General features: G+C 67.5%; 18 protein-coding genes. 12 read left to right on the forward strand and 6 right to left on the reverse strand.

The window, feature by feature from the left end; genetic code table 11:
• Positions 1 to 24: 24 nt before the first annotated feature.
• Positions 25 to 1242 carry a deoxyguanosinetriphosphate triphosphohydrolase gene (locus tag H7H34_RS11220; protein ID WP_067215375.1) on the reverse strand — a complete coding sequence of 406 codons (1218 nt, stop codon included), beginning with the start codon at positions 1240 to 1242 and terminating at the stop codon, positions 25 to 27.
• Between the two features lie 325 nt (positions 1243 to 1567).
• Between H7H34_RS11220 and H7H34_RS11225 the strand changes: the two genes are divergently transcribed.
• Both H7H34_RS11225 and xth read left to right on the forward strand, forming a co-directional pair.
• Positions 1568 to 1966: a HesB/IscA family protein gene (locus tag H7H34_RS11225; RefSeq protein WP_083205965.1), complete on the forward strand. Its 399-nt coding sequence runs from the start codon at positions 1568 to 1570 to the stop codon at positions 1964 to 1966.
• A gap of 38 nt (positions 1967 to 2004) precedes the next feature.
• Positions 2005 to 2796: an exodeoxyribonuclease III gene (gene xth / locus H7H34_RS11230; protein WP_185925230.1), complete on the forward strand. Its 792-nt coding sequence runs from the start codon at positions 2005 to 2007 to the stop codon at positions 2794 to 2796.
• A 529-nt stretch (positions 2797 to 3325) separates the two neighbouring features.
• On the opposite strand, the gene H7H34_RS11235 is transcribed toward xth, so the two are convergent.
• Positions 3326 to 3661 carry a hypothetical protein gene (locus tag H7H34_RS11235; RefSeq protein WP_120267832.1) on the reverse strand — a complete coding sequence of 112 codons (336 nt, stop codon included), beginning with the start codon at positions 3659 to 3661 and terminating at the stop codon, positions 3326 to 3328.
• Between the two features lie 290 nt (positions 3662 to 3951).
• On the opposite strand from H7H34_RS11235, the gene H7H34_RS11240 reads away from it, so the two are divergent.
• Positions 3952 to 4503, forward strand: coding sequence for a DUF805 domain-containing protein (locus H7H34_RS11240; RefSeq protein WP_185925231.1), 552 nt, complete (start codon positions 3952 to 3954; stop codon positions 4501 to 4503).
• Between the two features lie 97 nt (positions 4504 to 4600).
• On the opposite strand, the gene H7H34_RS11245 is transcribed toward H7H34_RS11240, so the two are convergent.
• Entirely contained in the window at positions 4601 to 5449 is an 849-nt protein-coding gene (locus tag H7H34_RS11245) for a tetratricopeptide repeat protein (RefSeq protein ID WP_185925232.1), read from the reverse strand.
• 823 nt (positions 5450 to 6272) lie between these two features.
• Here H7H34_RS11245 and parE point away from each other — a divergent pair.
• The 6 genes from parE to H7H34_RS11275 all read left to right on the forward strand — a co-directional run bounded on the left by parE (position 6273) and on the right by H7H34_RS11275 (position 13672).
• Entirely contained in the window at positions 6273 to 8345 is a 2073-nt protein-coding gene (gene parE / locus H7H34_RS11250; RefSeq protein ID WP_185925233.1) for a DNA topoisomerase IV subunit B, read from the forward strand.
• Between the two features lie 181 nt (positions 8346 to 8526).
• Positions 8527 to 9354, forward strand: coding sequence for a sulfotransferase family protein (locus H7H34_RS11255; RefSeq protein ID WP_185925234.1), 828 nt, complete (start codon positions 8527 to 8529; stop codon positions 9352 to 9354).
• Positions 9355 to 9420: 66 nt separating this feature from the next.
• A complete protein-coding gene (locus H7H34_RS11260; protein ID WP_185925235.1) occupies positions 9421 to 9816 on the forward strand; it encodes a hypothetical protein in 396 nt (131 codons plus the stop codon).
• Between the two features lie 166 nt (positions 9817 to 9982).
• On the forward strand, positions 9983 to 11617 hold the full coding sequence (locus H7H34_RS11265; RefSeq protein WP_185925236.1) for a DEAD/DEAH box helicase: 1635 nt from the start codon (positions 9983 to 9985) through the stop codon (positions 11615 to 11617).
• 410 nt (positions 11618 to 12027) lie between these two features.
• Complete coding sequence (locus H7H34_RS11270; protein ID WP_185925237.1) at positions 12028 to 13089, forward strand: GGDEF domain-containing protein; 1062 nt, start codon at positions 12028 to 12030, stop codon at positions 13087 to 13089.
• A 106-nt stretch (positions 13090 to 13195) separates the two neighbouring features.
• The gene (locus H7H34_RS11275; protein ID WP_067333670.1) at positions 13196 to 13672 is read left to right on the forward strand and encodes an Lrp/AsnC family transcriptional regulator; all 477 of its coding nucleotides are present in this window, start codon (positions 13196 to 13198) and stop codon (positions 13670 to 13672) included.
• Here the strand turns inward: H7H34_RS11275 and H7H34_RS11280 are convergent.
• Positions 13669 to 14529, reverse strand: a complete 861-nt coding sequence (locus H7H34_RS11280; protein WP_185925238.1) for a MurR/RpiR family transcriptional regulator — start codon at positions 14527 to 14529, stop codon at positions 13669 to 13671. The two genes, H7H34_RS11275 and H7H34_RS11280, sit on opposite strands and share 4 nt — an antisense overlap.
• A gap of 284 nt (positions 14530 to 14813) precedes the next feature.
• On the opposite strand from H7H34_RS11280, the gene H7H34_RS11285 reads away from it, so the two are divergent.
• From H7H34_RS11285 to H7H34_RS11295, 3 genes are all read left to right on the forward strand, one after another.
• Entirely contained in the window at positions 14814 to 15764 is a 951-nt protein-coding gene (locus H7H34_RS11285; protein ID WP_120267822.1) for a sugar ABC transporter substrate-binding protein, read from the forward strand.
• 128 nt (positions 15765 to 15892) lie between these two features.
• Positions 15893 to 17026: an ABC transporter permease gene (locus H7H34_RS11290; protein WP_185925239.1), complete on the forward strand. Its 1134-nt coding sequence runs from the start codon at positions 15893 to 15895 to the stop codon at positions 17024 to 17026.
• Between the two features lie 2 nt (positions 17027 to 17028).
• Positions 17029 to 17844, forward strand: a complete 816-nt coding sequence (locus H7H34_RS11295; protein ID WP_120267820.1) for an ATP-binding cassette domain-containing protein — start codon at positions 17029 to 17031, stop codon at positions 17842 to 17844.
• Positions 17845 to 18650: 806 nt separating this feature from the next.
• On the opposite strand, the gene H7H34_RS11300 is transcribed toward H7H34_RS11295, so the two are convergent.
• Complete coding sequence (locus H7H34_RS11300; RefSeq protein ID WP_120267819.1) at positions 18651 to 19034, reverse strand: NADH:ubiquinone oxidoreductase subunit NDUFA12; 384 nt, start codon at positions 19032 to 19034, stop codon at positions 18651 to 18653.
• A gap of 119 nt (positions 19035 to 19153) precedes the next feature.
• A complete protein-coding gene (locus H7H34_RS11305; protein ID WP_185925240.1) occupies positions 19154 to 19774 on the reverse strand; it encodes a response regulator in 621 nt (206 codons plus the stop codon).
• Positions 19775 to 19873: the final 99 nt, after the last annotated feature.

Here is a 19873-nt window from a genome sequence, read left to right on the forward strand (position 1 = left end):
ACGGGCGAAACGGTCGGCGGCGACCTATCCCAAATCGGGAGTTCGGTCAAACAACCGCGCATGTTCCTCGATGGCGAAACGGTCGGTCATGCCGGCGATGAAGTCGCACACGCGCCGGGCCCGACGCGCCTCGTCGGCCTCGTCGAGGCCGCGTCGCCACTCCTCCGGCATCCGCGCAGGGTCCTCCATGTAGGCGGCGAACAGCTCGCGCACCACCGTCGCGACCTCCCGGCGCACCGCCAGCACCGACTCATGCCGGTAGAGATTCGCAAAGAGGAACGCCTTCACCTGCTTTTCGCGCGCCGTCATGGCAGGCGAGAACGTGACGACCGGCTCGCCCGCCCCGCGAATGTCCTCGACGCTTTGCGGGGCAAGCCGCTCCAGCCGCCGCACCGCCTCGCCGATCACGTCCTCGACCATGCGGGTGATCGAGCGGCGGACGATCTCGTGGATGCGCCGCGCCTCCTCCAGCCCCGGATAGCGTGCATCGACCTCGGCCAGGATGTCGGCGAAGAACGGCACCTCGCCGAGCTGGTCCAGCGACAGCAGTCCGGCGCGCAAGCCGTCGTCGAGATCGTGCGCATCATAGGCGATGTCGTCGGCGATAGCGGCGGCCTGCGCTTCCGCGCTCGGCCAGGTGTCGAGCCGCAGGTCCTGCTTCTGCGCATGCTGGCGGATGGCGAAGGGCAGCCCGGTTTCGGCGAACTTGCCGAGCGGTGTGCCGTCGGCACCCGTCAGCGGGCCGTTGTGCTTGACCAGGCCTTCCAGCGTCTCCCACGACAGGTTCAGCCCGTCGAACTCTGCGTAGCGCCGCTCCAGCAGCGTCACGATGCGCAGGGACTGGGCGTTGTGGTCGAAGCCGCCATAGGGCGCCATGCAGACGTCCATCACGTCCTCGCCCTCGTGGCCGAACGGCGTGTGTCCGAGATCGTGCGCCAGCGCCAGGCACTCGGCCAGATCCTCGTCGAGCCGCAGCGCGCGCGCCAGCGAACGGGCGATCTGCGACACCTCGATCGTGTGCGTCAGCCGGGTCCGGAAGTGGTCGCCCTCGTGATAGACGAAGACCTGCGTCTTGTGCTTCAGCCGCCGAAACGCCGTCGAATGGATGATCCGGTCGCGGTCGCGCTGGAACGGCGTGCGCGTCGGGCTTTCCGGTTCGGGCACGAGCCGGCCGACGCTCTGGTCGGGATCGGTGGCGTAGGGCGCGCGCGGCTGGGCTCCATAGCCAAGCGGTGCGGTCATGAGGGCTCCCCGGGTCATTGCGCAGGCGCGTCGCAGGCTGTCCCGCGGCATCCGGCGCGGGCTCGCGCTGCAGCGCCATCCATGCGAGAGTGTTGACGCATGCTCGCGCTGTTCATACCTATTCGGTAACGCCTTGCACAGGGCGGCATATGCAGCAGTTGCGGAATTTTGCGCGAAAGCCGGCAGGCTTGGCGCCCTTCCGCGCCGAATATGTCGACAGTGCGGGCCGGAATGCCGGGCCTCGACGCCCACGGCCTTCCGCAACCGCAAGCGCCGCCAGCGCTCCCGAGGGGAAGACGCGGCGGCACGAAAGAGAGTGACGACCATGGCCGATCACACTGCATCGACGGCACAGGACACGGCAGCACAGGCACCCGCAGCGCAAGGCGCCGCGGCGGCACAGGGAGTGGAGCTCAGCGACGCCGCCGTGCGCCGCATCGCCCGCATCCTGTCTTCCGAGCCGGCGGGCACCAGCCTGCGCATCTCGGTTGAAGGCGGCGGCTGCTCCGGCTTCCAGTACAAGTACGACCTCGTCACCGAGCAGGAAGAGGGCGACATCGTCCTTGCCCGCGACGGTGCCAGCGTGCTCATCGATCCCGTCTCGCTCCAGTACATGGAAGGCGCGGTGATCGATTTCGTCGACGACCTGATGGGCCAGTCGTTCCAGATCCGCAATCCGCTCGCCACCGCCGGCTGCGGCTGTGGCACCAGCTTCGCCATCTGACGGCGATCCTTTTCGCCACGCATCACGGGACCACGCCGTTGAAAATCGCCACCTGGAACATCAACGGCGTCAAGGCGCGCCTGGACACCACGCTTGCCTGGCTGCGCGAGGCGACGCCCGATGTCGCCTGCCTGCAGGAGATCAAGTCGGTCGACGAGGGTTTCCCGCGCGCGGCCTTCGAAGAGCTCGGCTACCATGTCGAGACCCACGGCCAGAAGGGCTTCAACGGCGTCGCCATTCTCTCGCGCACTCCGGTGAGCGAGGTCCTGCGCGGCCTTCCCGGAGACGACAGCGACGAGCAGGCCCGCTACATCGAGGCGCGTATCGAGACGGAAGACGGCGGTGCCCGCCCCTTGCGCGTCGGCTGCCTCTACCTGCCGAACGGCAATCCGCTCGGCACGGAGAAGTTCCCCTACAAGCTCGCCTGGATGCAGCGGCTCATCGCCCATGCCCGTGCGCGCCTTGCCGACGAGGAGCGCTTCCTGCTGCTGGGCGACTACAACGTCATTCCCCAGCCGGTCGACGCGCGCAATCCGCAGAACTGGGCGGATGACGCCCTGTTCCAGCCGGAAAGCCGCTCGGCCTTCCGCGCGCTTCTCGGCCTCGGCTTCACCGAGGCTGTGCGCTCGGTCAACACCGACAAGGACGTCTACACTTTCTGGGACTACCAGGCCGGCGCCTGGCAGAAGAACAACGGCATCCGCATCGACCATGTGCTGATGTCGCCGGAAGCGACCGACGCCTTCGAAGGCGCCGGGATCGATGTCCATGTTCGCGGCTGGGAAAAGCCCTCCGACCACGTTCCCGTCTGGGTCCGCCTCGCCGCTTGAGGGCAGCCCCGGCTGTCCCCGCGTCCTCCAGGACGCAATCCTCTCCTCTCGTCATCCCGGGCAAGCGAAGCGCGACCCGGGACCGGAGAGCCAAGGGCGTCTGCGGCGGCACTCCTCAACGCCACTCACGACAGCCTTGCGGCAACGCTCAGGCTGTCATCCCGGTTTCGGCGCAGCCGAAGACCGGGATCCAGTAACCTCGAACTGCCCTGCTCAGGCCTCAGCGTTTCCGCAAGCGCCCCTCCTCGGGGCCACCGCTTGCGCAACCCCACACACTCGGGCGGATACTGGATACCTGCCTTCGCAGGTATGACAGCGGTGAAGGTGGCGGTGGGCTTCCGCCTCACACCCGCTGAAGTTGCCAATGGGTCCCGGATCTTCGGCCTTGCGGCCTCGTCCGGGATGACCTTTCGAGAATGACGCGCCGCCTCACATCCCCTCTGCCGTCACCCCGGCCAAGCGCAAGCGCAGAGCCGGGGCCTATTGGCTTCCAGAGCGGTGGCGACAACGCGCGCCCTGAAACCCGCCCCTACCCGCCCGGCAGGCAGAGCGGGGCGGCGGCGAGCGTCAGCGGCGCGCGGCCGGAGGTCGGGCACGACCGCTCGAGCGACTCCCATGTGGTGTTGTTGAGGAGCATCGAGCAGCGGGCAAGGCGCGGCCCTTCGGGTCCGCGCAGGCAGACGGTCTCGCCGAGCCTGTAGTTCACCCCGAAATAGCGGCAGGTGCAGTCCGGCCCGCCGTGGGCGCTGGTCTCGGCAACGGCAAGCACGCGTGCGCCCTGCGCCCTGTCGGAGGCGATCTCCACGGCAGAGGACGGACCGGCAAACGCCAGCAGCAACAGCGCGGCCGATGCCACGCCCGACAAGACCAAACCTGGAAGAGGGAAAAAGGAAACGCAGCCAAACCGGTTTTTAGCGGCGGCTCCCGAAAGAGCCGGCGCCGCCCGCCCGTCACGGGCCCGTTTGATACGGATGCGGGGCAGCCATGTCCTGCGCATGCACCAGCCTAGCACGCAAGGCGGCCCTTCGCGAGCATTCCTTACCCGACGGCAGAGAAAGATTAACCAGGATTGCAGCCGGCGCGCCCCTGCAACCTCTTTTGCAACCATCGCCCTGCTACACTCGGCCCATTGCGACGATAGATATCGGGCCGGGCATGATTTCAGGTTTTTTCAGTCCGCGCGGGCGCATCGCCCGCCGCGAGTGGTGGTGGCGCTACGCAGTCGTGGTCTGCGCATCGGTGCCCTCCACCGTCGTCTACGTGACCTACAAGGATGGCCCGCTGGCCGACATTCCCCCCGCAGCACTGCTGCTCCTGATCGCCAGCTTCCCGTTTCTGTTCTGGACGTCTTTCTGCGTGACGGTTCGCCGCCTGCACGATCTGGGGCGCAGCGCCTGGTGGTGGCTCTGGCTGCTGGTTCCGGTGGTGGGCGGCCCGTTCATCTGGATGATCTGCGGCTTGTTCCCCGGCGAGGACGGACCCAATGCCTATGGGGATCCGCCCGGGGCCGAGGGCGGAGGGCGCGACCGCCAGGACGAGGACCGGTCCCTGTCGGACGCGGATGTCGATGCGATCTTCGCCCGCCACGCCGCCGAGCGCGCGACCCCGGCTCCCGCGTTCCGCCTGCCGACGGTCGTCGAAAAACGCGCCGTCCCGCCCGCCGGCCTGCCGCGGCAACGGACCTTCGGCAAACGCGGCACCGTCTGACCGGCGGGTCCCTGCCGCAAACGACAACGGGCAGGGAAATCCCCTGCCCGCTCTCAAGATGCTGCCGATGAAAGCCGCCGACCGGCGGTCCCGGCCGTTACTGCGTTCTGTCGGCCACCACCGCGCCGTTCTTCGACAGCCAGTTGTCGGCCAATACGGCGGCCCGGCGACGGACCTTTTCGGAGGCAAGACCGAAGCTGCGCTCCTGCGCCTCGCCGATCCACACGGCATCATTGCCATGCGCCCGGCGCTGGGCGACCGTCAGCCACATCAGCCCGGCGGTGCGGTTCTCGTTGCCGCCGAACTCGCCGTTCGACAGCAGTTCGCCGAGCCGCGCCTGCGCCATCAGGTGGCCCTTCTGGGCGGCCAGCTTCAGCCAGCGCGCGGCCATGTGCGGGTCGCGCTCGGGCTCGTCGAGATACAGCATGCCGAGATGGAACTGGGCATCCGCGTCGCCGAAATAGGAAGCGGCATAGGTGAAGATCTCGCGCGCCCGGGCCACGTTGGGCTCGATCGCGCTGTTGTTGATGCCGGTGAGATAGTAGGAGCCGAGCTCGACAAAGGCGCTCGCGATGAACGGCGCACGCGGCGAACTCGGGCTGTCGTCGGCATATTTGGATGCGATCTGGCGGAAATACTCGAACGCCTTGACGTCGTCTTCCTGTACGCCGTCGCCGCGCGAATACATCCGCCCGAGCTTCCATGCGGCGAGCGGGTGGCCCTGCTCGGCCGCAAAGCGCAAGGAATCGAGCGCCCGCTCCTTCTCGCCGGCATAGTAGAACTGCGCGCCCACGCGCAGCGCCTCGCCGGGCGAGAGATCCTGCGAGGCAGGTGCCGCACCCGACAGCTTGGCGGCGGCTTCAGCGGCCGTTTCCTGGGACTGCGCCGCAAACGGCGCGGTCAGGATGACAGCACACACAAGGCCTGAACCGATGATCCGTATCATTGACCACCTCGCGCCCACGCCGGGTCGCACGCCTTCATGAGCCGGCCGCAACCGCGGCCGTGTCGCATCGTGAAAGCCCGCCCTTCGCGCAAGCGTCCTGTCCTTTCTTCGCGGATCCGTCGACCGGTCGACCAAGGCTCCAACGCCTTTGCACCCGGGCGGGTCCGTCAGGTTGCGCGGCGCATTTCGGCGCCACGTCCCCCCTGTTGTTTTGCCCCTTGATCCTTGTCCGGAAGGTGACCCTCCCGGATTGCCCGCTTCCAGCCTGCGGCGAACCTGCCAGTCGCCAACTGCCGCCTTGCGGGCCACTCTTCCCTGACTGTTGCGGAGCCTAAACCGGCAACTGGGCAAGAGTAGGACCGTGTCCGTCACCCCGTCGCCGCAATCGCGGTCTCTGGCATCGGGCACGCTCCACGGTGGCCGTCAAAAGATGGCCGAAACGCGGCATGAGCGCCCCGATTGAGCGCCCCTTGCACGAGTCCGGCAACACTGTTGCAGACTCGTCACAAACGACAAGGCCGGCCTCCGACACCGCTTTGCCCCTCACGCCACGAGAATGTTGAGCAGGGCCGAGACGAGCAGCGCACCGGCTGCCACCAGGTCGGCCCGACGCGCTACATGACTGGACGAAATGATGTTCATGACGCTTTCCCTCGTGCATGGGCCAAGGCCCCGTGACGACCACGGTGCCCATCATGCCGGCGATCCGTTGAAAAACGGTTGTCTGCGGGGGCCTGAAGGCTTGATCCTTGGCCGAATCCATCGCACTTGGCAGAATCACAGTTGATTCGGGCGCAGCCTGGCGCCCCCGACCGGATAGAGCATGACCACCGAGAACGATCTCTTCGAAGCCGGCGGTGCGCCCGCCCCCGTCAGCAAGGGTCCGCAGGCCGACCCGGCTGTGCGCCCCGCCTCGAGCGCGCCGGCCGCCCGCCGCAGCGCGCCGGCCCGGGCCGAACGGGGCGACGGCTCCGACTACACGGCAGAGCATATCGAGGTGCTGGAAGGGCTGGAGCCGGTGCGCCGGCGGCCCGGCATGTATATCGGCGGCACCGACGAGCGCGCCCTGCACCATCTCTTTGCCGAGGTCATCGACAACTCGATGGACGAGGCGGTCGCCGGCCATGCCAGCTGGATCGAGGTGATGCTGGCAGCCGACGGCAGCCTGACCGTCGTCGACAACGGCCGCGGCATTCCGGTCGACCCGCATCCCAAGCATCGCGACAAGTCCGCGCTCGAGGTCATCATGACCACGCTGCACGCGGGCGGTAAGTTCGACAGCAAGGTCTACGAGACGTCCGGCGGCCTGCACGGCGTCGGCGTCTCCGTGGTCAACGCCCTGTCGCAGGAACTGACCGTGGAGGTCGCCCGCGCCCGCAAGCTCTACCGCCAGGTGTTCCGCCGCGGCGTGCCGGCCGGCCCGCTGGAATGCGTCGGCGACGTGCAGAACCGGCGCGGCACCCTGGTGCGCTTCGTTCCCGACGAGCAGATCTTCGGCAAGGGCGCGGCCTTCAAGGCGGCGCGCCTGTTCAAGATGGCGCGCTCCAAGGCCTATCTCTTCTCCGGCGTCGAGATCCGCTGGCGCTGCGATCCGGCGGTCGCCGAGCGGGAGGGCGTCGAGGCGGAAGCCACCTTCCACTTTCCCGGCGGGCTTCGCGACTATCTCCAGGACGCACTCGGCAAGGAGCGCCGCGTCATCGACGACACCTTCGCCGGGCGCACCCGCGAGACCGGCCGCCACGGCGCCGTCGAGTGGGCCGTGACCTGGTTCGCCGGCGACGGCTTCATCAATTCCTATTGCAACACCGTGCCGACCCCCGAGGGCGGCACGCACGAGGCGGGCCTGCGCTATGCCCTGCTGCGCGGGCTCAAGGCCTATGCCGAGCTGACCGGCAACAAGAAGGCGGCCGTCATCACCGGCGACGACATCGTCACCTCGGCCGGCGCCATGCTGTCCGTCTTCATCCGCGAGCCGGAATTCGTCGGCCAGACCAAGGACAAGCTGGCGACCTCCGAGGCGACCCGCATCGTCGAGACCGCCGTGCGCGATGCCTTCGACCACTGGCTCACCGCCTCGCCGAACCAGGCCAACAAGCTGCTGGAATGGGTGATCGACCGCGCCGACGAGCGCCTGCGCCGCCGCCAGGAAAAGGACGTCGCCCGCAAGACCGCGGTGCGCAAGCTTCGCCTGCCGGGCAAGCTCGCCGACTGCGCCTCCAACCAGGCGGCCGGCTCGGAACTGTTCATCGTCGAGGGCGATTCGGCCGGCGGCTCCGCCAAGCAGGCCCGCAACCGGCTCAACCAGGCCGTCCTGCCCCTGCGCGGCAAGATCCTCAACGTCGCCAGCGCCGGGCGCGACAAGTTCGTCGCCAACCAGCAGCTCGCCGACCTGATCCAGGCGCTCGGCTGCGGCACGGGCAAGACCTATCGCGATGCCGACCTTCGCTACGAGAAGGTGGTGATCATGACCGACGCCGACGTCGACGGCGCCCATATCGCCTCGCTGCTGATCACCTTCTTCTACCGCGAGATGCCGGAGCTGATCCGCAACGGCCACCTGTACCTCGCCAACCCGCCGCTCTACCGGCTGACCCAGGGCGGGCGCACGCTCTATGCGCGCGACGATGCCCACAAGGACGCGCTGCTCGCCCGCGAGTTCAAGGGCAATGCCAAGGTCGACATCGGCCGCTTCAAGGGCCTCGGCGAGATGCTTCCCGCCCAGCTCAAGGAGACGACGATGGATCCGAAGAAGCGCAGTCTGCTGCGCGTCGAGATCGACAGTCTCGATCCGGAAGCGACCGGCTCGGCCGTGGAACGGCTGATGGGCAACAAGCCCGAGGCGCGTTTCCAGTTCATCCAGGAGAATGCGCGCTTCGCCGAGGAGCTCGACATCTAGGGTTGCAAGGTTCTAAAGGAGCTCTCGACCGTCCGAAAACGTAAAAAATCGTTTTTCGGCCATACAGCTCCTCCAGTATTGCTGGTGAAAGAGCAGCCCCGGCGAACCGCCGGCAGGTGCCCCGCAACCAGGCCCCTCGACGCCCCGGCGTTCCGGGGCCCAGTCACAGGACGTCGCAGCAGTGCTGAAGGCGATCTTCCACGCCTATCTTCGCCGTCGCCGGCCGCTGCGGGATCACAATTTTCTCGTGCTTCCGCATCTGGGCCTGGCCTATGGCCGCTGCCCGAACTCGGCGAGCGAAGATATTCGCCACGCCCTTTTGCACCTGACATCGAACACCGAGCAGGACCCGTTCGAGGATGACGGGTTCGACGATGGCTTTGACGACGAGTTCGAGGACGATGGCTGCGAAGACGGCTGCCATGATGCGCAAGCCGGCGATGCCTCCGCCTATGCCACCGGCACCCTCGCCTCCTGGGCGGACGGGCTCAACCTCCTGTCCGGGCGTCAGCTCGTACGCCGTCATCCCGGCGCGCTGGTCTTTTCCGTGGTGCGCGATCCGCTGACCCGGCTTGCCGCCTGTTTCCACCGCATGCGAACCGAGACCGCGCCGCCCCCCGGCGCCGACCGCGCCTTCCGCCCCGGCGACGATTTCGCCGGCTTCGTTGCGCGCGTGTGCGCCATGCCGGACTGGAAGAGCCCCAACGCCTACCGCTCGCAGACCGCGATCCTCACCCACAAGGCCCGCCTGCTGCCCTCGCGCGTGCTGCGCCACGAGACCGGCGAGGCCGACTGGCAGGACCTGCGCTCCGAGCTGTCGCAGGCCTGCGGCGTCGACATCGGCCCGCTCCCGGGCATCCGCGATCCCCATGCCGGGGCGATTGCCGCCCTGGTGGCCGAGATCGAGCCGGCGCTACGCCTGTCCGTGCGCCGCCGCTATGCGGCCGACTATCGAAACTTCTATGAGGGCACGACGCTGGCCCTGCCGGTCGTTCCGGCGCACGCCTGACATCATGTGCCGCCCCGCATCCGCCAGGCCGCACGGCCGGACGTCAAACCGCAGGAGGACCCGACCATGACCGCACGTCTCGCCTTCGCTATTGCCGGCCTTGCCGCCTCGCTCATCGTCCTGCCCGTCCTTCCCGTGCGCGCCGACCCGGTGTCGGACATCGTCGCCGCCCTGCCGGGCGAGCTGCAGGGGCTGACCCGCCTGCCCGGGCCGGAGGGCGCGGGCACCTCTTTCGTCGTCGCCCGCGAGACCTCGCGCGACCGGCTTTTCGTGCTGCGCGAAGGCAAGGCTCCGGTCGAGGTTTCCGAGGCGGGCGAGCTGGCCGCGCGCGTGGCCGGACTGCGCAGCGAGGCGGACCCGCACGGCGTCGTCGCCTTCGTCGACATGGGCGACACCACTTATGAGCTGTTTCTGGAAAACGACGATACTGCTGGTTACCTGTTTCAACCGGCAAGTAACTGACCCGCGCCGCGTCGGGCGATCCTGAGCGAAATTCTTGGCAAGAACGGTGCTGCGACTGTGTGTCATTGACAATTTATTTTGAAACTGTAGTGTGCGCGCCAAAGTGCCAACCCTTCAGGACGCTGTCGGGGCCTGGCTTTCGTCCCTGTCATACCATCAAGGTCATATGTCCTTTTCCTCACTTGGACTGAGCGAGAAAGTGCTCGCTGCCGTTGAAGCGGCCGGCTACACCGAACCCACCGCCATTCAGGCTGCTGCCATCCCGCACGTGCTGCAGAAGCGCGACGTGTTGGGTCTCGCCCAGACCGGTACAGGCAAGACCGCCTCCTTCACCCTGCCGATGCTGACGCTGCTCGAAAAGGGCCGCGCCAGGGCTCGCATGCCGCGCACGCTCATTCTCGAGCCGACGCGCGAGCTCGCCGCCCAGGTGGAAGAGAACTTCAACAAGTACGGCATCAACCACAAGCTCAACGTGGCGCTCCTGATCGGCGGCACCTCGTTCGGCGACCAGGACAAGAAGCTGGACCGCGGCGTCGACGTGCTGATCGCCACGCCGGGCCGCCTGCTCGACCATACCGAGCGCGGCAAGCTGCTGCTGCAGGGCGTCGACATTCTCGTCATCGACGAGGCCGACCGCATGCTCGACATGGGCTTCATCCCGGACATCGAGCGGATCTGCAAGCTGATCCCCTTCACCCGCCAGACCCTGTTCTTCTCGGCCACCATGCCGCCGGAGATCCAGCGTCTCGTCGACACGTTCCTGCACAATCCGGCCCGCGTCGAGGTGGCCCGCGCCTCCTCCACCGCCGAGACCGTGACGCAGAACATCGTCGCCTCGGGCTCCAAGGACTTCGACAAGCGCGCCACGCTGCGCCGCATGATCGACCAGGCCGAGAACCTCACCAACGCGATCATCTTCTGCAACCGCAAGCGCGACGTGCAGACCGTGTTCCGTTCGCTGCAGCGGCACGAGTACTCGGTCGGCGCGCTGCATGGCGACATGGACCAGCGCTCGCGCATGGCAACGCTGGAGCAGTTCCGCAAGAACGAGCTGACCCTGCTGGTGGCCAGCGACGTGGCCGCCCGCGGCCTCGACATTCCCGCCGTCAGCCACGTCTACAACTACGACATTCCGACCCATGCGGAGGACTATGTCCACCGCATCGGCCGCACCGGCCGCGCCGGCCGCAGCGGCGTCGCCATCACCCTGGTGACGCCCGGCGACCAGAAGTACCTGCAGGCGATCGAGAAGCTGATCGAGCGCAAGATCCCCTGGCTCGACGAGGAGATCGACTTCTCCGCGGAGGCGGCCGATCGTCCGCGCCGCGGCGGCCGCTCCTCCTCTTCCGGCCGTGGCCGCAAGGCCGAGGCGGAAGCGTCGTCGGACGAGGCAGCCACCGAACGTCCCGCTCGTAAGCGTCGTAGCGCTGCGAAGAGCGAGACCAAGGACGACGCCAAGGCCGAGAGCAAGCCCGCACGCGGCGCCGACAAGGCCGAAGCCAAGACGGCCGAGGCGAAGCAGCCCGCTGCCGAGCCGGTGGCCGAGGCCAGGCCCGCAGCCGAAAAGCCCGTGTCCTCCGGTCGCTCCGGCGGCGGCGAGCAGCGCAATGCGCCGCGCGACCGCGCACCGCGCCGCGACCAGAATGCCGCTCCCTCGCGTGAGCGTTCCGGCGGCAAGGGCGGCTCCGACAACCGCCGTGGCGGCAACCGCCGCCGGCAGGACGACGACGAGCCGGTCATCGGCCTCGGCGATCACGTCCCGGCCTTCCTGCTGCGCGAGATCCGTCCCTCCAAGGGCTGATTCTGCAGCATCTTCTCCGCCGGACAGACACAGGGCAGGCCTCGCGCCTGCCCTTTTCTTTTGGCCCCACCCTTTTTCTTGCGGCCTTGCCGGGGCCGTCCGCGTGCCGCCCATCCGGCACAAGATGCCGGGTCATTCTTTCCCACCACAGCAAAATGCAACCGAAAACCGGCAGAACGGCTCCGCGCATCCTGCCGCGCAACTTCGCGTGATTGGCGAAATTCTGCGCGTGAAAGTTGCGCCGGCCGTTTTTACGGAATAATCCGCCTTTCGACGCCGGATTCCGTTGACGGAACTTTAAGATATGCTTAACCGTGCCTTAAGGCTTAAGTGACAATTATAGAAACTACATTATATATCGAGGTCGCGTGCATCCTCCTGGCACAAAACCGAGACGTGTGGAACATCGCATGGCCCAGGAAGACGATCACAAGCGCACCATTGTCTACGGTGATGCCGCCCTCAAATATATCCGCAAGAATATCTTGCCGGCTTACCCGCGTTTCTATGAGCTCTGGTACACCTATGCGGCGGGCTTCAACCATTCGCTGAACCGCGCGGTCAACGAGATCGTCGGCGCCAAGGGCACCGTCACCACCGAACAGCTGCAACAGATCTACAACAGCTTCCTGTCGCCGACGAAGCTCGGCGACCGCATCGACGAGGTCGGCGAGAAGATCTCCGACGAGATCCGCGACATGGTCGACATGCTCGGCCAGAGCGTCGAATCCGTCAGCGAATACGGCCAGTCGCTGGAGGGCGCGCAGGCGCAGCTGGAAACCCTGCAGGACCCGCAGCAGCTCAAGCAGCTGGTCGCCCACCTGCTCCTCGCCACCCGCAACACCGCCGGCTCCAACCGCCAGCTCGAGGGCCAGCTCATCGAGTCGCGCCGCCAGATCGAGGAGTTGCAGGAGAGCCTTGAGGCGATCCGCTACGAATCGCTCACCGACGAGCTCACCACGCTCAGCAATCGCCGGCACTTCGATCACACGATCGAGCGCATGGTGAAGGATGCCTCGCAGAGCCAGGAGCCGCTGTCGCTGCTGCTCACCGACATCGACCACTTCAAGAAGTTCAACGACACCTTCGGCCACCAGACCGGCGACCAGGTGCTCCGTCTCGTCGCCCTCGCCGTCAAGCAGAACGTCAAGGGCCACGACGTCGCCTGCCGCTATGGCGGCGAGGAATTCGCCATCCTGCTGCCGCACACCTCGCTGCGCCAGGCCGTCACCGTCGCCGAGCACATCCGCCGCGCGGTGCTGTCGAAGGAGCTGGTCAAGCGCTCCACCGGCGAGAATCTCGGCCGCATCACCATCTCCATCGGCGTCTCGACTTTCCGCGGCGACGACACGCCGCAGTCGATGATCGCCCGCGCCGACACCGCGCTCTATGCGGCCAAGGGCGCCGGGCGCAATCTCGTGCGCTGCGAGACCGATCCCGACGTCGAGGCCGACGACACCCGCGTCGCCTGACCGCCCGCGCCGACGTTTTCCAAACGTTTCCCCCGGCGATTCCCCCTGACCTGCCGACGTCCTGCCGCTATAACCGACGGATCGACGGGAGAACGGACGGATCGTCATGACCACAGGCCGGGATGCGCTGGACCGCAAGCTGATCGCGCTTCTGCAGATGAATGCCCGCATGCCCACGGCGGACATCGCCCGCCGGCTCGGCGTCGCCCGTTCCACCGTGCATGAACGCATCGCCCGGCTGGAGCGCACCGGCGCGATTGCCGGCTACACGGCCGTTCTTGCCCGCCCCGACACCGGCAGCACGGTCCGCGCCCTCGTCATGCTCGCCGTCGAGCAGCAGCAGATGCGCGAGACGATCCGCCGGCTGGCGACATTTCCCGAGATCCGCACCTGTCTGACCATCGCCGGCGAATTCGACATCTTCCTGGTGGTGGAGGCGCCGCAGCTGGAGGATCTCGACGAGGCGCTGGACGAGATCGCCGTGGTGCCCGGCGTGCGCCGCTCGCAATCCTCGATCGTGCTCGCCTCGAAGTTCGACCGCAGCCCGGCGACGATGCCGCCGGGCGCGCCCGTCGCCGGCTAGGACACCCCGTCGCGGCGCATTTCGGCAGCCGCCACGCACAGCGCCATGGCAAGGCACAGCGTGCCGGACAGCGAGCGGAAGGCGCCCAGATCCGCCTCCGCCACTTCCACCACCACCTTTGCCGACTGGATCAGCGGCGAGAACGGCGAATCCGTTAGCGCCAGCACCGGCACCCCGCGCGCGGCCGCCGCATTGGCGACATCCACCGTCAGCGAGGCGTAAGGCGTGAAGCTCACCGCCACCATCAGGTCCTGCGGCCCGGCGGCCGAGGCCTGCTCGGGGCCGAGCGAGGCGAGATTGTCGACCAGCACCGCCGCCATGCCGAGTTTCGACAGCGCATAGGCCATATAGGCGGAGACCGGGAAGGCCCGTCGCTGCGCCACCAGATAGATCACCCTTGCGCGGGCCATCGCACGCGCCGCCTCCTCCATCACGTCGGGCGCGAGCGAATTGCGCATCCGCAGCAGCGAGGCGACCGCCGTGTCGACGAAATCGCCGAACAGCGCATGGGCGCCATGGCTGTCGCCGCTGCGCCGCCGCAGCACTTCCAGCCGCTCGTCATAGTCCGGCCAGCGCTCGCGCAGCCGGGCGCGGAACACGTCCTGCAGCTCCGAAAAGCCCTGATAGCCGAGCGACTGGGCAAAGCGCACCAGCGTCGAGGGCTGCACGCCGGCCTGCTCGGCGATCACCGCCACCGTGCCGAAGGTCACGTCGTCCGGCCGGTCGACCGCAAAGGCCGCCACCTGGGCCAGGCGCTTGGGCATCGCCGGCTTCTTCTCGATCAATAGCGCCCGCAATCCGTCGTAGTCGCGCGGCGGCACCGCCCCCTCGGCCGCCTCGGCATCCTTGTCGCTCATCGGCGTCCTCCCTTGCTCGCCCCGGTCCCGGTTTTCCTCGCGCGCACGCCGCCTCGCGTCGTCTGACGCTGCGGCGCGGCCGATTTCAGCTTGACACCGTCAAACCATAAATGGAATAAAAATTCCATATGATGCGTTTTGGAATGCGTCATTCTGATTTTTCCGGAGGGCGCGCGGGAGGCGCGGACAGCCGGGAAACGCCTCGTGCGAGGCCGGCGACCGGTCGGCGGGCGGGAGCGGAAGAGGTCAGGAGCCCCGCATGCGGGGCAATGGGAGGAAGACACATGAAACGTTTCGTCGCTCGTCTGCTGACGGCTGCCGCCGTCGTCGGTCTGGCAGCCTCTGCCGGCACTGCGCCGGCAACGGCGCAGGATATCAACATTATCGTGGTTAGCCACGGCCAGGCGTCCGATCCGTTCTGGTCGGTGGTCAAGAACGGCGTCGCCAAGGCCGGCGAGGACATGGGCGTCACGGTCGATTACCGCGCGCCGGAGACCTTCGACATGGTAGCGATGGCGCAGCTCATCGATGCCGCCGTCAACCAGGAGCCGGCCGGGCTGATCGTCTCGATCCCCGACGGCGATGCGCTCGGCGATTCGATCCGCAAGGCGGTCTCCGCCGGCATTCCGGTCATCTCGATGAATTCCGGCTCCGACGTGTCGGCCTCGCTCGGCGCGGCGCTCCATGTCGGCCAGGAAGAGTATGACGCGGGCAAGAAGGCCGGCGAGGCGCTGGCCGAGATGGGCGGCAAGAAGGGCCTTTGCGTCAACCACGAGGTCGGCAACGTCTCGCTCGACCAGCGTTGCCAGGGCTTTGCCGACGGCTTCGGCGGCTCGGTCTCCGTGCTGCCGACCACCAACGACCCGGCCGAGATCCTGGCCAAGGTGAAGGCCGCCCTCGCCTCCGACGGCGATGTCGACACGGTGATCGCGCTCAGCGCCTCGCTCGGCGGCGAGCCCAGCCTGCAGGCGGTCAAGGACAGCGGCATGCTGGAGCAGGTCAAGGTCGCCACCTTCGACATGTCGGCGAACTTCCTGCAGGCGGTTGCCGATGGCGAGGCCGCCTTCGCCATCGACCAGCAGCAGTTCCTGCAGGGCTACCTGCCGGTGGTGTTCCTGGCCAACCATGCCCGCTTCGGCCTGATGCCGGGCGGCAATGTCGCCTCGGGCCCGAACCTGATCACCAAGGAAAAGGCCGGCCAGGTCGTCGAACTGTCCGCCCAGGGCATTCGTTGATCCGGCGCTGATCCGGCATTCGCCGACGCAAGACCTTGCCGGTTCGCCCGGTGGGGCGCGGCCACCCGGCTGCGCCCTGCCCGGCCCGGCTGCGGCTTTCGATATCCGGCATCTTGAGGACAGGTTCGATGAGTGAAGCACAGGCGACCGCCCCTTCCGGCAACACCGGGGGCGAGAGCGCGGACGAGCGGCTGAGAAAGACGGGTCTGGCGACCAGGCTGTTGCGCCGGCCGGAGCTCGGCGCGCTGGCGGGGCTCGTTCTGGTCACCCTCTTCTTCGTCACGGTGGCCAATCCGGCGATGTTCTCGCTCGCCGGCGTCATGAACTTCATGGCCCCCGCCGCCCAGCTCGGCATTCTCGCCATCGGCGCGGCGCTGCTGATGGTCGGCGGCGAGTTCGACCTGTCGGTCGGCTCGATGGTCGCCTTTGCCGGCCTTGCCTTCGGTACGGTGCTGGTGGTGTGGGACATGCCGCTCATCGTCGCCATTGCCGCGACGCTGGCCTTTGCCGCCGGCATCGGCGCGATCAACGGCCAGATCGTGCTGCGCACCGGTCTGCCCTCCTTCATCGTCACGCTGGCCTTCCTGTTCATCCTGCGTGGCCTCACCCTGGTCGGGCTGAAATGGGCGACCGGCGGGTCCACCCAGCTGCGCGGCGTCAAGGAGGTGGCCGGCGACGGGCCGGTGCTGCAGCTGTTCTCGGGCGATGCCTTCGAGGGCCTGTTCGCCTGGCTCGCCGCCAACGACTACATCGAGACCTTCCGAAACGGCACGCCCAAGGTCACCGGCGTTCCGGTCGAGATCCTGTGGTTCGCGGTCATCGCGCTCGTGGCCACCTGGGTGCTGCTGCGCACCCGCTTCGGCAACTGGATCTTCGCCGCCGGCGGCGATGCGGCTGCCGCGCGCAATTCCGGCGTTCCGGTCACGCGGGTCAAGACCATCCTTTTCATGGTGACCGCCATGTGCGCGGCGCTGGTCGCCATCCTCACCGTGCTTGATGCCGGCTCCACCGATGCCCGCCGCGGCTTCCAGAAGGAGTTCGAGGCGATCATCGCGGCGGTGATCGGCGGCTGCCTGCTGACCGGCGGCTACGGCTCGGCCATCGGCGCCTTCTTCGGCGCCATCATCTTCGGCATGGTGCTGATCGGGCTCACCTATACCGACATCGACCAGGACTGGTACCTGGTGTTCCTCGGCGGGATGCTGCTGATCGCGGTGCTGTTCAACAATTACATCCGCAAGCGGGCGACGGGGGAGCGCTGACCATGGCCGCGACAGCTCTTGCACATTCGGACCCGGCACCGTCCGTTCCGCTGATCGAGGTGCGCGACCTCGTCAAGCATTTCGGCTCGGTCATCGCGCTCGGCGGCATCTCGATGAAGGTGCATGCAGGCGAGGTTCTGTGCCTGCTCGGCGACAACGGCGCCGGCAAGTCGACGCTGATCAAGACGCTCTCGGGCGTGCATCGGCCGACGGCGGGCACCTTCCTCGTCAGTGGCCGGGAAGTCGCCTTCGACAGCCCGCGCGACGCGCTCGATGCCGGCATCGCCACCGTCTACCAGGACCTGGCGATGATCCCGCTGATGTCGATCACCCGCAATTTCTTCATGGGCCGCGAGCCGCTCAAGGGCGTCTGGCCGTTCCGGCACATGGACATGGTCCATGCCGACACGGTGACGCGCGAGGAGATGCGGCGCATCGGCATCGACGTGCGCGACCCGCAGCAGGCGGTCGGCACCTTGTCGGGCGGCGAGCGGCAATGCGTGGCGATCGCCCGGGCGGTCTATTTCGGCGCCAAGGTGCTGATCCTCGACGAGCCGACCTCCGCGCTCGGCGTCGCCCAGACCTCGATGGTGCTGAAATACATCAATCAGGTGCGGGCCAAGGGGCTCGGCGTCATCTTCATCACCCACAATGTCCGCCATGCCCATGCGGTCGGCGACCGCTTCACCGTGCTCAACCGCGGGCGCACGCTCGGCACCCACACGCGCGGCGAGATCACCATCGACGAGCTGCAGAACCTGATGGCCGGCGGCAAGGAGCTGCAGGACCTCGGCGCCGATCTCGGCGGCACGGTCTGACGGAAGGGAGTGGCACGGCCTCCCATCCCCTCTGCCGTCACCCCGGCCAAGCGAAGCGCGAGCCGGGGCCCATTGGTTGCCAGAGCGGCTGCGTCCCTTGCTCCGCCTTCGCCGTTGTCATCCCGCGCCGCCCTCTCCTTTCGTCATCCCGGCCGCAGAGCCGGGATCGGAGAGCCGAGGGCCCATCGACGGCATTCCGGCACGACCCCGCGACCACCGTGCCTCTCCGGTTCCGGGTCGCGCTTCGCTTGCCCGGAATGACGCCAGGAGAGGCATTCCACCTCACACCCGCCGAGGGTGCCAATGGCTCCCGGCTCTCCAGCTTTGCCTGCGGCCGGGATGACGGCCTGCGAGAGTGGCACGGCCTCCCATCCCCTCTGCCGTCACCCCGGCCAAGCGAAGCGCGCGCCGGGGCCTATTGGGTGCAAGAGCGGTTGCGTCTCTTGCACCGCCTTCGCCCCTCGTCGTCAACTCGGCAAGGAATGCACGTCGTCCGCCCCACCCACAGGATGTCATCCCGGTTTCGGCGAAGCCGAAGACCGGGATCCAGTAACCCGAGCGGTTCGAGACAGACCTCGGCATTGCCGCCGGAACTTTAGCGGCTTCTGCCTTCGCGCCACCATCCACCCCGGCGGATACTGGATACCTGCCTTCGCAGGTATGACAGCCGTTGAGATGGCGCTTCCCTCCGCCCCACGCCGACCGCAGTCAGCCGACCGAGCGCCCAAAACAAAAACGCCGGCCACGAAGGCCGGCGTTCTTTCAATTCGTTACGGCAGGATCTTCACCTGCTGCATGAAGCAATGTCAGCCTTCCGGCGTCCAGGCCTGGTAGTCGCCCGAAACCTTCGGCCGGCTCTCCGCCGTCAGGATCGAGCCCTTCGGACGGTAGGCCTCATGCGAGCCGGTGCGGTTTCCGTGATGCGGCGCCTCCCAGGCACGGGCCGTGTAGTCGGCCTCGGTCGGCGGCGTGTCAGTGCGGTGGTGCATCCAGCCGTGCCAGCCGGGAGGAATCATCGAGGCCTCGGCCAGGCCGTTGTAGATCACCCAGCGGCGGTTGCCGCCGCGCTCGCGATAGTAGGCGTTGCCGAACTCGTCCTTGCCGACGAACTCGCCCTTGCGCCAGGTAAAGAAGCGCGTACCCCAGGTCGCGCTGTTCCACCAGGTGAAGAATTGCAGCAGCGTTTTCATCGAAGGCGGCGTCCCGGTTTGTCTGTCTGGCTTTCGCATAGCGCACCCTCGCCCGTTTCGCAATGCGGCGGCGCGTCCCGGGAAAGGGTTTCCTGCGCCCAAGGGCCCGGGCAGGCAGCTCAGGCGGCCGGCTGGGACCGCTTCGGGCGCACCGTAGCGAAGCCGTTGCGCGGCTTGGAGCCGGTGTCGCTCGTCTCCGCTGCCTGCACCGGCGCGGCAAGGTCCCGCCGAGGGCCGGACTTCGGCGCGACGATCTCGCGCTCGATGCCGATCTGCTGCCACTTGCGCGCCTTCTCGTCGAGCGTGTCGGCAACGCCTTCGATGACATAGCGCCCGCTGTCGCTCATCACCAGCTGGCGGTCGTCGCGCAGCGTCCACATCAGCCGGTCGTACAGGCCGGAGGGCGACAGCGGCTTGGCCACCACATGTTGCGCCCCGTCGCGCAGCACCCGGTCGATCAGCGTCCGCGTGCCATGGGCGGTGCACACCACCACCGGCAGGAAGCACAGCGGCGCCATCTTGCGCTGACGCAGCGTGCGCAGCAGCGCCAGGCCGCTCATCGGTTTCATCAGCCAGTCGGTGATCACGAAATTGGGCGGGTCGAGCCGCATCATCTCCAGCGCCGCTTCCGCAGTGTCGAAGGTGCGTACCCGGCGCACGCGGAACGAAAGCAGGGTCGAGCGCAGGATCGCCTGCATCGGCTTCGAATCGTCGACGACCACGACATCCAGGTCGTCCATATCCAGTCCGTATGCGTAGTGCCGCGTCATCCGGGCCAAAGCCGTCATCCTTCTCTCGCAGGATGCCAGTGAACCACGCCCGGATTTCCCCGCGATTGA

The sequence above is a fragment of the Stappia sp. 28M-7 genome, assembly GCF_014252955.1.
Taxonomy (GTDB): Bacteria; Pseudomonadota; Alphaproteobacteria; order Rhizobiales; family Stappiaceae; genus Stappia.

What these genes read in the sequence shown, in the direction of transcription:
- H7H34_RS11220 (WP_067215375.1), bottom strand. Translation starts at nt 1,242, where the DNA reads ATGACCGCACCGCTTGGCTATGGAGCCCAGCCGCGCGCGCCCTACGCC.
- H7H34_RS11225 (WP_083205965.1), top strand. Translation starts at nt 1,568, where the DNA reads ATGGCCGATCACACTGCATCGACGGCACAGGACACGGCAGCACAGGCA.
- H7H34_RS11240 (WP_185925231.1), top strand. Translation starts at nt 3,952, where the DNA reads ATGATTTCAGGTTTTTTCAGTCCGCGCGGGCGCATCGCCCGCCGCGAG.
- H7H34_RS11245 (WP_185925232.1), bottom strand. Translation starts at nt 5,449, where the DNA reads ATGATACGGATCATCGGTTCAGGCCTTGTGTGTGCTGTCATCCTGACC.
- parE (WP_185925233.1), top strand. Translation starts at nt 6,273, where the DNA reads ATGACCACCGAGAACGATCTCTTCGAAGCCGGCGGTGCGCCCGCCCCC.
- H7H34_RS11260 (WP_185925235.1), top strand. Translation starts at nt 9,421, where the DNA reads ATGACCGCACGTCTCGCCTTCGCTATTGCCGGCCTTGCCGCCTCGCTC.
- H7H34_RS11265 (WP_185925236.1), top strand. Translation starts at nt 9,983, where the DNA reads ATGTCCTTTTCCTCACTTGGACTGAGCGAGAAAGTGCTCGCTGCCGTT.
- H7H34_RS11270 (WP_185925237.1), top strand. Translation starts at nt 12,028, where the DNA reads ATGGCCCAGGAAGACGATCACAAGCGCACCATTGTCTACGGTGATGCC.
- H7H34_RS11275 (WP_067333670.1), top strand. Translation starts at nt 13,196, where the DNA reads ATGACCACAGGCCGGGATGCGCTGGACCGCAAGCTGATCGCGCTTCTG.
- H7H34_RS11280 (WP_185925238.1), bottom strand. Translation starts at nt 14,529, where the DNA reads ATGAGCGACAAGGATGCCGAGGCGGCCGAGGGGGCGGTGCCGCCGCGC.
- H7H34_RS11285 (WP_120267822.1), top strand. Translation starts at nt 14,814, where the DNA reads ATGAAACGTTTCGTCGCTCGTCTGCTGACGGCTGCCGCCGTCGTCGGT.
- H7H34_RS11290 (WP_185925239.1), top strand. Translation starts at nt 15,893, where the DNA reads ATGAGTGAAGCACAGGCGACCGCCCCTTCCGGCAACACCGGGGGCGAG.
- H7H34_RS11295 (WP_120267820.1), top strand. Translation starts at nt 17,029, where the DNA reads ATGGCCGCGACAGCTCTTGCACATTCGGACCCGGCACCGTCCGTTCCG.
- H7H34_RS11300 (WP_120267819.1), bottom strand. Translation starts at nt 19,034, where the DNA reads ATGAAAACGCTGCTGCAATTCTTCACCTGGTGGAACAGCGCGACCTGG.
- H7H34_RS11305 (WP_185925240.1), bottom strand. Translation starts at nt 19,774, where the DNA reads ATGGACGACCTGGATGTCGTGGTCGTCGACGATTCGAAGCCGATGCAG.